The organism is Nocardia brasiliensis IFM 10847, assembly GCF_000710915.1.
Lineage (GTDB): Bacteria > Actinomycetota > Actinomycetes > Mycobacteriales > Mycobacteriaceae > Nocardia > Nocardia brasiliensis_A.
The window spans coordinates 24079-38862 of the sequence record NZ_BAUA01000165.1 but is presented as its reverse complement, the minus strand read 5'-3'; the positions used below and the strand labels follow the sequence as shown (position 1 = coordinate 38862).

Here is a 14784-nt window from a genome sequence, read left to right as displayed (position 1 = left end):
GAGTCAACCATTTGCCGCCGGTCGAATCCGGGTGCGCGCCCGTTGTGATCGACACCAGGAGCCCGCGGTGACGGTCGGTCAGGTGTCCCAAGGAATTCGGGAAGGACGGGCCGGGGCGACCGGGGCCCGTTAGCGTCTGCGCACATCGGACGAGTGCACGAAGTGGCCGGAGGTGCCGCGTGGTCGATCGGATTTTCCGGGGCGCGTCGGTGGTCGCGGCACGGTGCGCGACCGCGGTGCTGGTGGGCGCGCTGCTCGTGAGCACCGCACGCGCCGAGCCGCCGGTGACGGCACCGGACGGCTCGCGCGTGCTGAGCTTCGCCGAGGGTCGGGCAGGCATCGACATGAGCGTCCACTCCGCGTTGATGGGAAAAGCGGTGGCCTTGAAAGTGCTTCGGGCACCGGATGATTCGAAACCGGCGCCGACACTGTATCTGCTCAACGGCGCGGACGGCGGGATAGATCGAAATTGGGCCGACGCGACCGATGTCGCGGAGTTCTTCGCCGACAAACAGGTCAATATCGTCATCCCGTTCGGCGGCGAGGGCAGCTACTTCACCGACTGGCGCGCCGACGATCCGGCGCTGGGCAAGCAGCGCTGGGCCACCTTCCTCACACGCGAGCTGCCGCCGATCGTCGACGCCATGCTGAACACGACGGGCGCGAACGCGATCGCGGGCATCTCGATGGCGGGCACGGCCGTGTTCCAGCTGGCTCTGTCCGCGCCCGGGGTGTATCGCGCGATCGGTTCGTACAGCGGGTGCGTACGTACCAGCGACGCGCGCGGTCAGGCCGTGGTCAACGCGGTGGTGGCCAGTCAACAGGGCAATCCGGTGAACATGTGGGGCCCGCCGAGCGATCCCGCGTGGGCCGCCAACGATCCCTACTTGCACGCCGAAAAGCTGCGTGGCACAGCAATATACGTGGCCAGCGGGAACGGCAGTCCCGGACCCTACGACACCGTCGACGGCGTCCGCGGCGATCTGCTGCAACTGACCTATCAGCTGATCTTCGGCGCACCGCTCGAGGCCATCGCGGCCGTCTGCACCCGGCAACTGCGAGACCGGTTGCGGGAGTTGCGTATTCCGGCGACCGTCGACCTGCGCGCGACGGGCACGCACTCGTGGGGTTACTGGCAGCAGGACCTGCACAACTCCTGGCCGATCTTCAGTGCGGCGCTGAACCGGTGAGGGCGCTCGGCGCCAAGCTGCCCGATATCCGGCTCGCGGGCGGCCTCGACGCGTGGCTCGCGTTCACCGGCTGCCTGATCGCGGTGTTCATGCAGATGATCGACGTGACCATCGTCAATACCGCGCTGCCGGAACTGACCCACGAGCTGAACGCATCGGCGGCACAGCAGTTGCTGGTGGTGTCCGGCTATTCGCTCGCCTTCGCCTGTACCTTGCTGACCGCGGCGCGGATGGGGGCCATCCTGGGTCGTCGCGCGGTGTTCCTGGTGTCGGTCACAGCTTTCACGGTGTTCTCGGTGTGGTGCGGAATATCCACCAGTGCCGTGGAATTGGTGATCGCGCGTATCTTCCAGGGCGCCGCGGGCGCCGGCATGGCCGCACAGACCATCGCCATCCTGATCGCGAGCTTCCCGCCGAGCCGGCACCAGCTGGTGTTCGCGCTCTACGGTGCGACCGCGGGCTTCGCGGGCATGCTCGGACCGATCGTCGGCGGCGCGCTGGTCACGGCCGATATCGCCGGTCTCGGTTGGCATTCGGTGTTTCTGATGAACCTGCCGATCGGGCTGCTCGCCTTCGCACTCGGGTACCGATACCTGCGGCTCGAGCGGCCGCCGGAACGCGACCGGCTCGATCTCGGCGGGGTGGCGCTGTCCACCGTCAGCCTGTTCGCTCTGCTCGCCGCGCTCGTCGATATCCAGCAGAACGGCTGGCGTCCGGCGCCTTTCGCGGTGCTCGCGGCGGCGCTGGCGCTGGGCGCGGTGTTCCTCGCCCACGAGCGCAGGCTGGTCTGGCGCGGCGGCAGCCCGCTGGTGCGCCTGGATCTGTTCGCCGACCGGGGTTTCGCGATCGGCGCGGGACTGGTGGCGTGCTTCTTCGGGTTGTTCACCGCGTTCGTGTTCACCGTCTCGATCACCCTGCAGGACATCCTGCACTTCTCGCCGCTGCGCACCGGCATCGCGATGACACCGTTCGCGCTCGGGGCGGGCGCGGGTGCGCTGGCCTCTCCGTTTCTCGTAAAGCGTTGGGGAGTCAAGGTACTCGCGGGCGGAATCGCAGGGTACGGCGGCTTGGTCGCGGTCGGTGCGGGATATCTGCGCCTGACCAACGGGGAGGTCGATCTGGCGCTGGCGCTCGGCCCGGTCTTCCTGTCCGGACTCGGCGTCGGTCTGTTCGGGGTGCAGTTGCAACCGCTGATGCTGTCGGGACTGCGGGAGCGTCAGATGGCCGAGGCGTCCGGTCAGTTGCCCACCATCGAGCAGATCGGCAACGCGGTGGGGCTGGCGCTGCTCAGCGTCGTGTTCTTTCGCGTCCACACGCTGGGCGGCAGCGTGCTGATGCTGTCGGCCATCGCGATCGGGGCACTCGCCGTGGCCGCGGCGACCCTCGCGCTGCCCGATCCGGCGGACAAGCTCAGGTGACCAGGTGGGGCCCGCCGAGCGGGGACTGCGCCGAACCGTCCGCCGGCGGGCCGCCGGTGAGCAGATGTTTGATGATCTTGCCGGTTTCCCCGCGCGGCAGCGTCGGCAGGAAGGTGACGTCGCGCGGCACCGAGAAGCGGCTCAGGCGATGCCGGATATAGGACCGGATCATGTCCGAATCCAACCCCGCCCCTTCGCGTTTCACCACGAAAGCGGCGAGCCGCTGGCCGAATTCCTGATCCGGTACGCCGACCACGGCGACCTCGCTGACCTGTGGCAGATGCGCCAGGGCCTCCTCGACCGGGCGGGGGAAGACGTTCTCGCCGCCGGAGATGATCATCTCGTCGTCGCGTCCCGCGATGAAGAGCCGGCCCGCGACATCGAGGTAGCCGAGGTCGCCGGTGTCGAGCATGCCGTCGGCCTCGGTGGGCGGCGCGGAGTTCACATAGCCGTCGAAGAGCATGTGGTTGCCGACGAAGATATGCCCGGTGACGCCCAGCGGCACCGGGCGCTGATCGGGGCCGAGCACCGCGACGCGGGTGCCGAGCGGCGGCCTGCCCGCGGTGGTCGGCGCGGTGCGCAGGTCGTCGGGGGTGGCGATGGTGGCCCACGAGACCTCGGTGGAACCGTAGACGTTGTAGAGGATGTCGCCGTAGACATCCATGAATTGCAGCACCGTCGCCCCGGCCAGCGGCGCGCCGCAGCTGACGACGGCCCGCAGGCTCGAGGTGTCGTAGCGGGCGCGTACCGCGGCCGGGAGATCGAGAATGCGGTTCACCATGGTCGGCACCACGATCATGCTGGCCACGCGGTGCTCGGCGACCAGCCGCAGGCAGTCCTCGGCGTCGAAGCGCTCCGGCAGTACGACGGTGGCGCGCAGAGGTGTGCTGATCTGCAAACCGGCCAGGCCCCAGGTGTGGAAGAGCGGCGCGGGGATGAGCATCGGCTCCGCCATCGGCAGCGGAATCCGCGACAGCAGCGCGGCGATGGTGCCGAAGCCCTTCGGTTCCGGGCGGCGCGCGCCCTTGGGGGTGCCGCTGGTGCCGGAGGTCAGCACGATCAGCCTGCCCGCGCGGTTCGGCAGCCGGAACGGCCGCTCGCCCTCGGCGATGAGATCGTCGAGGGTGGCCCGGCCCGGCACCGGCGGGCGGCCGTCGGTGTTGAAGCGCGGCAGGTCGGCGTGCAGGTAGTGGACCAGTTGTTCGAGGTCGCCGTCGACGAACAGCGCGGCGAGCCGGTGGCGCTGCACGATGTCCTCGATCTGCCTGCCGGACAGTCCGACGTTCAACAGCGCCACGTCGACGCCGAGTTTGCCTGCGGCGACCATGCATTCGACCATGCCGGCGTGGTTGCGGGCGAGCAGCCCGATGGTGTCGCCGAAGCCGAGGTCGAGCTCGGCCAGCGCACCGGCCAGTGCGCTTGTCCGCGTGTGCATCTCGGCGAAGGTGCGGGTGCCGGAATCGTCGATGATCGCGATCCGGTCCGGTGCGTACGCGGCCGCCGTCGCGTAGCCGCCCGCCAGGTTGAAACCCCACTTGGCAAGGGAACGAGCCTGTTTCACGCCGGTCGCCAGGCTGCTGGTGCGCCCGACGCCGACGGTGACCATCTGCTTGGCGACGCTCACCTGCCTGCGCAGCGGCGAGTTCTCGGCGTTGACCACGGTCGAGGTCCGGGCGCCGCGGATGACGTCCACCGCCCGGCGCAGGCCGGCGTTCACCCAGGACATCACCGCGGCGTTGGACCCCTCGGCGATCCCGGGGTGCAGCCGGCCCGGGGCGAACACGGTGACGACGATCTTGGTGCGCTCCTCGTCGCCGCGCAGGCGGACCGACACGAAACTGCCGGTACCCGGGCATTGCAGTTCGAAGCTCTCGTACCAGCGGCGCACGGTGAGACGCAGCTGATGCGTGCGAATGCCGGATTCGGCGGTGCCGATGCGCACCCGCACGATCCGGCTGTCCGGACTCTCCTCCACGAGCTCGCAGGCGCCGATTCCGGTGAACAACCGTGGATAGGTCTGCGGTTCCAGGAACAGATCCCACAGCGCTTTACGGGCGACCGGGAAGTCCGCCCCCACATCGATGACGTCGGTAACCAACTCACGCACTTCTCGTCGGCCGGTTCGAACAGCTCGGGGCCGGCGGGTGCCCCTCGATCCGCGGGTCACCCGTCGCGCCGATGCGTCAGCGGACCGGCAACCTGCAATCGCTCCCAGTATGGGGCTGATCTGCCCTGTTGCTCACCATTTACTCCCACATTGTGTGCGCTGCCCAACGGTGCCCCGGCAGCGATGTGAATCCACCCAATCCGCAAAAGGATTGCGGCTCACGACCGCGAAAGCGGCTTACCGTCGGGCGATTACCCCTGGTGGTGTGCGGAGGTGCGGATGGGCGGCGCGGACGGACAGATCCGCCGCCGGGTAGCTGCGCTGCTCGGCGTCGCGGTCGTGCTGTGCTCCGGCGGAGGGGCTTTCGCGGAGCCCCCAGCGACGCTCGGGGCCCAGGCGCAGGCGGCGGCGCGGCCGTCGGCGAACGGGTCGCGGCTGATCGACGTGCGGCCGGGTCCGGGACGCGTGCTCGACCTCATCGTGCACTCCGTCGCGATGGGCCGGGCTGTGACGGTCGAAGTGCTTGCGGCCGCCGATGTTTCGAAGCCCGCACCGGCCTTGTATCTGCTCAACGGCATCGACGGCGGCGGCGAGAACGACCGGTGGCGCGACGGCGGGAACTGGCTGACCGAGACCGACGCCGAGCGCTTCTTCGCCGATCAGCAGGTGACGGTGGTGATGCCGGTCGGCGGGGGCGGCAGCTTCTTCGCGGACTGGCGCGCCGATGATCCGATCCTCGGCAGGCAGCAGTGGACGACCTTCCTCACCGCGGAATTGCCCCCGATCATCGATTCGGCGTTCCGCGGTACCGGCGCGAATGCCATTGCGGGGCCTTCGATGGCGAGTTCGGCGGTGTTCCGCTTGGCCCTGGCGGCACCCGGCCGGTTTCGCGCGATCGGTTCCTACAGCGGCTGTGTGCGTACCAGCGACCCGTTCGGGCAGGCGATGGTCGATGCCGTCGTGCTCGGCAAGCAGGGCAACCCGCTGAATCTGTGGGGCCCGCCCACCGATCCCGCCTGGGCGGCCAATGATCCCTACCTGCACGCGGACCGGCTGCGCGGCACGACCATCTACGTGTCGACGGGGAGCGGCCGTCCGGGGCCGCTCGACACGCTGGACGGACCCGGCATCGACGCGAATCCGCTGAAACTGCTGGATCAGCTCACGGTCGGCGGCCTGCTGGACGTCGCCGCGTCGGCCTGCACGGCGCAACTGCGTGCGCGACTGCGGGAGTTGAACATTCCGGCGACGTTCGATCTGCGGGAGGGCACGCATTCTTGGGGCTATTGGCAGCAGGACCTGCACAATTCCTGGCCCTTGCTGCGTGCGGCGCTCGTCCGGTGACCGACTGTGCGAGAACAACTTCGGGCCGGACCGATTTTGTGAATCGTCGTAGCGCCGGTGAATTCGAGCCGGGCTTTCGGCCGGAACGCATTTGAATAGGGTCGAGGGTTTGTTCCGGCCACCAAGGAGGAAATGTGGGCGCCACGTTCCGTGATCCCGTGATTCCCGATGGCGAGAAATCCGTCTATACCGGGGGAGTCGCCGATCAGCCGCCGTCATTCGAGGTCAGCAGCGTGGTGACGAGGGCCGAACTCGACTACCACTCGACGCTCGAATTGCGGACCGGCGAGGGAACGACGACGGTGACCGTCGAACAGCGGTTCAGCCGCGCGGGCGGCTGGTTGCGCGCGGCGGACTATCGGGCCGAAACGCGGTCGCGGGACGTCGTGGTGTCTCGCGAGGAAGCGCACTTCCTCGACACCACGCACCTGCAATTCGGCACCGGCATAGCGCCTTTCCCGTCGGACGTGGTGCCGTTCCTCGGCGGCCTGACCTTGCTGCGTGGCTTGGACTTCTACGAGGGCGCGGAGTTGTCGCTGGATCTGTGGCTGGCCTTCTCGGTGCACTGGCCGGTGCTGGCCCGGGTCCAGAAGCAGACCACCGTCGAGGTGCCCGCGGGCCGCGTACGCTGCTGGCCGGTGTACCTGCGGCCGGGCTTCGCACACGTGAACACCATGCTGGACAAGATGATCGGCGGATTCCTGCCCGCGTCCACCGCCCACTTCGAGGTGGACCCGCCGCACCGGCTGGTGCGGTTCGGATTTCCGACCGAACCTGCCGCCGCCCCTCGAGGAGTGATGGAGTTGGTCGCCTAGCCGGTCCGGCCCGGCCTGGCCCACGAGCCAGGACTACGGCGACCGGTCGGCCACCGCGGCGAAGATCGTCCGCATCGCCTCGACGTAGCGGCGCACGGACTCGTGGGCCACCGGCGTATCCGGATAGATGACGCTCAACGTCGTTTCCGACGGCATCCGGTTGATCCAGACCAGCACTTCCTCGGAGGCTGCCCGGTTGGCGAAGATGCCCCCGTGTACCAGGTCGAAGAATTCGTGGCCGACGAAGTCACGCGCGTCCACGAACGAGATCATCGGTGCCGCCCAGCCGGGCCGCACCTTGACGTCGGTGTCGGCGGGCAAGAGTTCGAGCACGCGATGAAAGGGGGTGGGCGCGAGCCTTATCCCGTTCTCGTAGGCCCGCTGCGCCATCGCCGCCACCCGGGTGAAGGCGGTGGTGGTGATCGGGAAAGCCACCGGTACCAGCGCGACATACCATCCCACCGAGGCCCGTTCGGCGGGTGTGGTGCGGGTACTGATCGGGGTCATGCCGAAGTAGTAGTCGCTGTCGGTGAGTTCGGCCTCGGCCAGGGCCGCCGCGGCGAAGATCCCACCTACGAACTCGGCCCCGTGGCTGCGGCAGACCTGCTCGAACCGGCGTGCTCCGGCTTCGGTGAGCAGCGTGGTCGTGCGGTGCGCGCTGCGGTTGTAACCATCGGTGCGTTTGCCGAGATCCAGCGGGAAAGAGGGCAATTCGCCGTCGTTGCCGCGAATCAACTCCAGCCATTTCTGCACACCGGGTGAGGTGAGGCTCAGGCGGGCCGTGAGTTCGCGTTCGGCGCAACAGTATTCGAGGTAGCTGGCAGTGGGGTCGAGCAGGTCGCCGACCTGCCAGGCCTCCCGGGCGTAGAGGTAGGCCAGGTCGGCGCAGGACAGGTACTGCCCGAGGCCGTCGGTGTGCAGATGGTCCACCGCGAGGTAGACCGTGGTCGACTCGCCGTGCGCGATCGCGCCGAAGGAGAAGCAATCCCATTGGAACGGGCCGGGCGTCGTCTTCTGCACGTGCTCGCGAATGGCGGCCGCGTCGTCGAGTTCGCCGTAGTCGATCGGCGCGAACTCGACTACTTCTTCCGGCACCAGGTGCCGCTGGACCGTGCCGTCGGATGCCAGGGCGAACCAGGTCCGAAAGGTGTCGTGGCGCAGCAGGAACGCGTTGACGCTGCGCGTCATCGCGGCGTAATCGAGTTCGCCCGTGGGTATTTCGGCGGTCACCAGGCACAGACCCGAATAGCGGAAGTCCGCGGCGGCGTGCCGGTCGGCCAGCCGCAGGTACTCCTCCTGTTGGTGCGAGGGCGGCGCGGGATGCGCCGGGGCCGAGGCCGCCCGCGCCACGGCCTCCGGGGTGGCGACCCAGGTCACCAGGCGACCAGGCGGCGGGTTCCAGTCGTCGATCAGTCCGAGGTCGATCACGGCGCCGCCACCGGCTCGAGCATCGGTTGCGGCCGAACGGGTTCGGCGGCGAGCACGAGTTCGGCGACCTTGGGCCCCGCCTGTTCCAGGCTGAACGATCGGCCCATCTGCAAGGACATCAGGTCGATGCCGAGCGTCTTGGTGACCCGTGCGCCGAGTTCCACGGCCATCAGGGAATCCAGTCCGAGCTCGGGAACCGGCACCGTCATATCGATCGACTCCACCGGCACGCCCATCACCACGGCCAGTTCCGCGGCCATCTTGCGGGCGATGAACGGCCCGCGTTTGCTGTCGTCCAGTTCTACGAGTTCGGCGCGCAGGCGAGCGAATTCGGAGGAGTCCTTGGCCGAGGCCTTGGCGAGCTCGATCGTCCGGCCGGTGCGGGTCAGCTGTGGGAAGGTGCCGGTGAGTTTGGCCCAGTCGGTGGGGATGATGGCGACGTTGGTATCGCGCAGTCGCAGCGTCTGCTCCAGATACGCGGTGGCGTCGGCCATGTCGATCGGGCCGAAGCCGACCAGGTCGAGATACTTGGTCGCGGTCGCGTCCGCGGCCATCCCGCCGGTCGCGCCGGAAAGGTGACCCCAGCCGATGCACAGGACGTGCTCGCCGGCCCTGGCCCATTCCTCGGTCAGCGCCTCGACCGCGACATTGGCCGCGCAGTAGTTGTATTGGCCGTAGATGCCGTACATCGAGCCGCCGGAGGAGTACAGCACGAACATGTCCAGCTCGATGCCCGCCTCGGTGACCGCGCGGTGCAGGGCACGAGCGCCGTGCACCTTCGGCCGGTACACCTGTGCCAGCTGCTCGGGCGTCATGAGCTCGATGCGGTTGTCGGACACCGCGCCTGCCGCGTGGAACACTCCGCGCAGCGGGTGTTCGGCCGTGTGCGCCCGGGCGAGCACGGCGGCGACGGCCTCGGTGTCGGTGACATCGACGAGTGCCTCGATCACCTCGACGCCGACGGTCCGCCATGCCTCGAGTTGCCGCCGGGCCTCGTCGGTGCTCGCCCCGCTCCGACCGAGTAGCACGAGTCTGCGCGCGCCGCGCAGCACCAGCCAGCGCCCGGTGGCCATGCCGAAGCCGCCGAACCCGCCGGTGACGAGATAGCTCGCGTGCTCGTGGATCTCGATATCGGGCAGGTACGGTCGCACCGGCGGGTGCGGCGCATCGATGCGCAACGCGATCCGAGCCAGCCCGGTCGAGCGGATGACCTCCTCGAAAGCCGTTCCCACCTCGTGGGTTTCGAACATCTTGTACGGCAGTGGCCGGTAGACGCCCGCCACGACCTGCTCGTACACCCGCTGGAGCAGGCCGGCCAGTCGTTGCGGGTGGACCGCGACCAGACGGTCGAGATCCATCGAGTAGTAGGCCACGTTCTTGTCGAAGTTGGCCAGCTCCAGCAGACCGCCGGTGTAGATATCGGCCTTGCCGACCTCGACGATGCGCCCGAATTCGGCTACGGCGGTGAAGTTCTGCCGCAGAATCTCTCCCGGAGCGCTGCTGAGCACCACCGCTGCGCCGACACCGCCGGTCAGTGCGAGCACGTCGTCGACGAAGTCGAGGGAGCGTGAGTTCACCGCGTGATCCGCGCCGAGATCCAGGATGTGCCTGCGTCGTTCGTCGGTACTGGCCGTGCCGATGATCCGCGCGCCCCGCGCCTTCGCGACCTGGATGGCGGCGGTGCCCACACCGCCGGCCGCGCCGTGGATCAGGACTGTCTCGCCCGGCTCCAGCCGTGCCAGCTCCAGCAGGGCGTATTCGGCGGTCGCGAAAGCGATGGCGCTGGTGCAGTAGCCGGGGTCGGTATCGGCGGGCAGGGGAATGACGAGTTGCCGGTCGATCAGGGCGAAGCGTCGCATCATGCCCTTCGCCGCGACCGCCACCAGATCGCCGACGCCGAGACCGTCGACGCCGGGGCCGACCCGCACCACCGTGCCGACGCCCTCCATACCGGGGATCGTGCCGAAATAGGTGGGCGCCAGCTCTCTTTCGCCGAGCAGACCGATGACCTTGAGCGGATCCTTGTAGTTCAGCCCGATGACCTGCATTCGAACCTCCACCTGCCCGGGTCCCGGCGCGCGGCGCGGGCATTCGCGCCAGGCCAGTGCCGAGAGCAGCCGGGTGCGGGGGAGTTCGAGCTCGAAGTTCGCCTCCGGGTCGGTGAGCGGTGCCGCGGTGTCGTGCGCCGCGAGACGGTCCGGCAGCGGCTTGGTCACCACCGGGGCCCAGCGCTGACCGCCGCGCAGCAGCACCTCGTCGGTGTTGTCGTAGGAGAACGCGCCTGGTATCGCGAGTTCGGTGACGATCTCGGCGATACCGGTCTCCGGGGCCACATCGATCAGCCGCCAGCGCAACGAGGTCTGCTCGTTGAGCAGCACCCGCCGTGCCCCGGCCAGTGCGGACTGGTGCGAATCCGGCGCGATCGTGCTGTCCGGCAGCGTGAACGCGCGTTCGGTGATCAGCGTGACGTGCACCGAGCCGTCGCCGAAGACGGACTGCGGTGTCTGCTCGTCGGTGTTCGGATCGGCGAATTCGCGCACGGTGACGGCGATCCGCTGCAACGTGCGCAGATCGTCCAGATCGTCGGCGCCGCAACCGGCGACCACGCACACGTGCAGCCGGGCGGATTCGTCTGTGCGGGACTGTCGTAACTGCTCGGCGAGCGTCGTTTCCAGATCGGATCCGGCGAGATAATGCCGGGCGCCCGGGATCGCGGCCGCCAACTGCTCGGCGCGAGCGCTGTTTCCGAGGGCGATCACCAAGGTTGCGGCCGTGCCGGCGTCCGGCAGTGCGGTGAGGTCGATGGGGTCGCGTCGCTCGATGGTCTCGCGGTAGTAGAACTCGGCCATCCGGTGCAGCGGATCGTCACCGGGCTGCAACGCGCCGATCTGGAGTCCGGTCAAACGCAGGACGAGATTGTGCTCCGCATCGAGCAGGTCGACGTCGGCGCGCAACCGCGCCTTCGGGTCGCGGCGGGCGACCACCGTGGCTCGCTCGGGTATCGGGGCGAGCAACCGGACGGCGGCCACGCCGACAGGCACCATGACGCCCTCGTTGATCCGCTCATCGGCGAAAAGCAGTGCCGCCGTTTGCATGGCGGCGTCCACCACCGTCGGGTGCGCGAGATGGCCGGAGGCCGCGGCGATCGTGCCGTCGACGGTGGCCACCGCCGTATCCCGGCCGACCCGCATGGCGGTGACCCGGCGGAACGACGGCCCGTACTGGAGCCCGGCCGCGGCCAGCCCGGTGTAGAACATGTCCGGGTCGATGTCGATACCGACCTCGATCTGCGGAACGGTTGCCTTCGAGGGCAGGTGACTGCCGGTGAGGGTGCGCCCGAAGGCGTGCACGGTCCAGGCCGTTCCGGTCGCGTTGCGGGACCGGATCAGGAAGCGACCGCTGGACTCCTCCACACTCAGCGCCATGAGCGGCACATCCGGTGCGGCCATGATCAACGGTGCGACGAAACGGACCTGTTCCAGCGCAACGCGTTTGACGCCGAGCCGGGTCGCCGTCGCACTGAGTGCCGCGTCCAGGTAGGCGGCGCCCGGCATGATCCGGACCCCGTTGACCACGTGATCGGCCAGCCACGGCAGCAATTCGGAGCCGACCTGGAGCAGCCAGTCCGCGCGACCCTCGACATCCGGATCGCCGAGCATGGCGTAGGTGTCCGGGGAGCCGAGCCTGGCCTGCTCGAAAAGTGGCAGTGGCGAATGCAATCGGGTGCGCTGCCAGGGGTAGCGGGGGAGCGGGACGTGTGCGGTCCGGGGGCCGTCCGCGGGGAACAGTTGTTCCGGGTCGAGCGCGCCCGCGCTGTAGAGGCCGATGAGGGAGCGGCGGATACTCACGGAATCGGCGGCCTTACGGTCGAGCGTCGGCACCGTGGTGCCGTGCACATCGGCCTCGACCAGGGCCTCCCGAATGTTGCCGGACAACACCGGATGTGGGCCGACCTCGAGGAACACCCGGCTGCCCGCACCGATCGCCCGCACCACCGCGTCGTAGAAGCGCACCGGCTGACGGACATTCGCGCACCAGTATTCGGCGTCCCATGTCTCCGCGGTGACGAGTTCGCCGGTCACCGTCGAATACAGCGGTACGGTAGGCGCGTTCGGCGCGAGATCGGCGAGCTCGGTCCGCAGCTCGGCGAGGATCGGGTCCATCAACCGGCTGTGGTACGGCACCTCCACCCGGAGCCGGCGCGCGAAAGCGGCTTCCTCGGTGAGCTTTTCCGCGATCTCGTCCAGACGTTGCGGGTCGCCCGACAACGTGAGCGAACTCGCGCTGTTGATCGCCGCGAGATCGACGCGCGGGTCGCCGGCGACGAGTTCGCGGGCCCGCTCGAGCGGCAGGCCGACGGCCAGCATGCCGCCGGAGCCCGCGGTGCTCGCCTGCAATCGGGCTCGGTGGTAGGCGACCCGCACGGCCTCCCGCAGCGAGAGCATGCCGCTGACATAGGCCGCCGACACTTCGCCCACGCTGTGGCCGATGATCGCGGCCGGGGTGATCCCGTACTGGGCCAGCTCGCTCACCAGCGCCACCTGAACCAGGAAGTTGGCCGGTTGTGCGACCTCGGTGCGCGAGACCCGGGACTGCGCCTCGGGCTGCAAGAGCGCGTCGATGATCGACCAGTCCGCCAACTTGCCGAACTCGGCATCGATGCGCGCCGCGGTCTCGGCGAAGACGCCACCGGCACAGAGCAATTCGCGGGCCATGCCCCACCACTGCGGTCCCATGCCGGAGAACACGAAGACCGGTTCGGCGATGCGTGCCGCGACCGTGCGCGCCGCGTCGCGGCCCTCGCCCGCGGCGAATTGCCGCAACTGGTGCAGCACGTCGTCGGAGTCACCGATCAGCACGCCGGTGCGGAACTGGTGATGCGCCGAACGCGTCCAGGCGGCCTCGGCCAACCGCTCCGGATCGGCGCCGGTGTCGAGCAGATCGGCGAAGCGCCCGGCGATGTCGCGCGCCGCGGCGGTGCTGCGTGCGGAGAGGGGCAGGATTCCGTAGTGCCGTGGGGCGGGCGCGGGTCCGGCGTGCGCCGGTTGCGCGCGGTACTCCTGGAGTATCGCGTGGGCGTTGGTGCCGCCGTAGCCGAAGCCGTTGACCGCGATCGTCATCGGATCGGCATGCCGCGGCAGCGGTTCGGCGTCGACCTGGATGCGCAGGCCCAGTTCGTCGAGCGGGATGTCCGGATTCGGCTTGTCGAGCCAGCCCTGCGGCGGAATCACCCGATGCCGAATGGCCAACGCCGCCTTGATGACGCTCGCGACGCCCGCCGCGGCTTCGGTGTGGCCGAGGGTGGCCTTGACCGAGCCGACGCCCAGCGGTCCGGTGCGGCCCGCCGGTGCGCCGAAAGCGCGCCCGAGCGCCCGCAATTCGACCGGGTCGCCGACCAGGGTGCCGGTGCCGTGCGCCTCCACGTAGGTGATCGCGTCCGGGGTCAGGCCCGCCCGGGTGCACACCGTACGGGCAAGCGCCTCTTGGGCATCCGCGTTCGGCACGGTGATCGCCGTGGTCCGGCCGTCCTGATTGGCGCCGGTGGCCTTGACCACGGCGTACACGCGGTCACCGTCGCGCACCGCGTCGTCGAGCTTCTTCAGCACCACCATGCCCGCACCCTCGCCCCGGCCGTAACCGTCGGCGGCGGCGTCGAAGGATTTGCACCGGCCGTCCGCGGCGAGGAAGCTGCCCTTGCACATCAGCACGAACGTCTCCGGCTGCAGCATGACGTTCACGCCGCCGGCCACCGCGATGTGACAGTCGTCGTTGTCGAGCGCCTGGCAGGCGAGATGGAAGGCCACCAGGGACGACGAGCACGCGGTGTCGACCGTGAGCGCGGGACCGGTCAGATTGAGCGCGTAGGCGATCCGGTTGGACAGCATGGTGTACGAGGCGCTGGCCGGGGTGTGCATATCGGTGTGGAACAGCGCCGGACCGACCACGCCGATCACCGACTGGTCCACCACGAAACCACCCACGTAGACCCCGACCGGGGTTCCGGCGGTGCGGCCCGCGAGGCCCGCGTCGTCGAGCGCCTCCCAGGTCACCTCGAGCAGCAGGCGCTGCTGCGGGTCGAGCACGGTCGCCTCGCGGGCCGAGATACCGAAGAAGTCCGGATCGAACGCCCACGGGTCGATCGTCATGAACGCGCCGTGCTTGGTATAGCTACGGCCGGGCGTGCGCGGCTCGGGATCGTAGTATCGCCGATAGTCCCATCGGTCCGGTGGCACCTCGACGACGCCGTCCCGTTTGTCGAGGACGAAATCCCAGAATGTCTCGGGCGAATCGATCCCGCCCGCGTATCGGCAACCGATACCGACAATAGCGATATCCGACATGGAGAGCCTCCCGAATACGGCCATTCGTTATCGCCGGGCAAATCGACGATACGTATAACAATGTCCGACACAATAGTGAGCCGGGTCGAGTATATCGGCGGCGAGTAGTGCTCTGGAACAGTCTGGAGATCGCTTCAAACA

General features: G+C 68.8%; 7 protein-coding genes. 4 read left to right on the top strand and 3 right to left on the bottom strand.

Annotated features, from left to right (window positions below; all coding sequences use genetic code 11):
• Nucleotides 1-179 precede the first annotated feature (179 nt).
• Both NBRGI_RS32255 and NBRGI_RS32250 read left to right on the top strand, forming a co-directional pair.
• A complete protein-coding gene (locus tag NBRGI_RS32255) occupies nucleotides 180-1190 on the top strand; it encodes an alpha/beta hydrolase (protein WP_029900962.1) in 1011 nt (336 codons plus the stop codon).
• Nucleotides 1187-2608: an MFS transporter gene (locus tag NBRGI_RS32250; RefSeq protein ID WP_029900961.1), complete on the top strand. Its 1422-nt coding sequence runs from the start codon at nucleotides 1187-1189 to the stop codon at nucleotides 2606-2608. Before NBRGI_RS32255 ends, NBRGI_RS32250 begins: the two co-directional genes overlap by 4 nt.
• Here NBRGI_RS32250 and NBRGI_RS32245 read toward each other — a convergent pair.
• Nucleotides 2601-4706 carry an AMP-binding protein gene (locus NBRGI_RS32245; RefSeq protein WP_029900960.1) on the bottom strand — a complete coding sequence of 702 codons (2106 nt, stop codon included), beginning with the start codon at nucleotides 4704-4706 and terminating at the stop codon, nucleotides 2601-2603. The genes NBRGI_RS32250 and NBRGI_RS32245 overlap by 8 nt on opposite strands.
• Before the next feature lie 288 nt (nucleotides 4707-4994).
• Here NBRGI_RS32245 and NBRGI_RS32240 point away from each other — a divergent pair, with 288 nt between their 5' ends.
• Together NBRGI_RS32240 and NBRGI_RS32235 are read left to right on the top strand one after the other, a co-directional pair.
• Nucleotides 4995-6059, top strand: coding sequence for an alpha/beta hydrolase (locus tag NBRGI_RS32240; protein ID WP_036561720.1), 1065 nt, complete (start codon nucleotides 4995-4997; stop codon nucleotides 6057-6059).
• 134 nt (nucleotides 6060-6193) lie between these two features.
• Nucleotides 6194-6874 (top strand): hypothetical protein, encoded by a 681-nt coding sequence (locus tag NBRGI_RS32235; protein ID WP_029900958.1) that lies wholly within the window; start codon nucleotides 6194-6196, stop codon nucleotides 6872-6874.
• A 33-nt stretch (nucleotides 6875-6907) separates the two neighbouring features.
• Here NBRGI_RS32235 and NBRGI_RS32230 read toward each other — a convergent pair whose 3' ends face one another.
• Nucleotides 6908-8302, bottom strand: a complete 1395-nt coding sequence (locus NBRGI_RS32230) for a condensation domain-containing protein (RefSeq protein ID WP_029900957.1) — start codon at nucleotides 8300-8302, stop codon at nucleotides 6908-6910.
• Nucleotides 8299-14643 (bottom strand): type I polyketide synthase, encoded by a 6345-nt coding sequence (locus tag NBRGI_RS32225; protein WP_029900956.1) that lies wholly within the window; start codon nucleotides 14641-14643, stop codon nucleotides 8299-8301. Before NBRGI_RS32225 ends, NBRGI_RS32230 begins: the two co-directional genes overlap by 4 nt.
• Nucleotides 14644-14784: the final 141 nt, after the last annotated feature.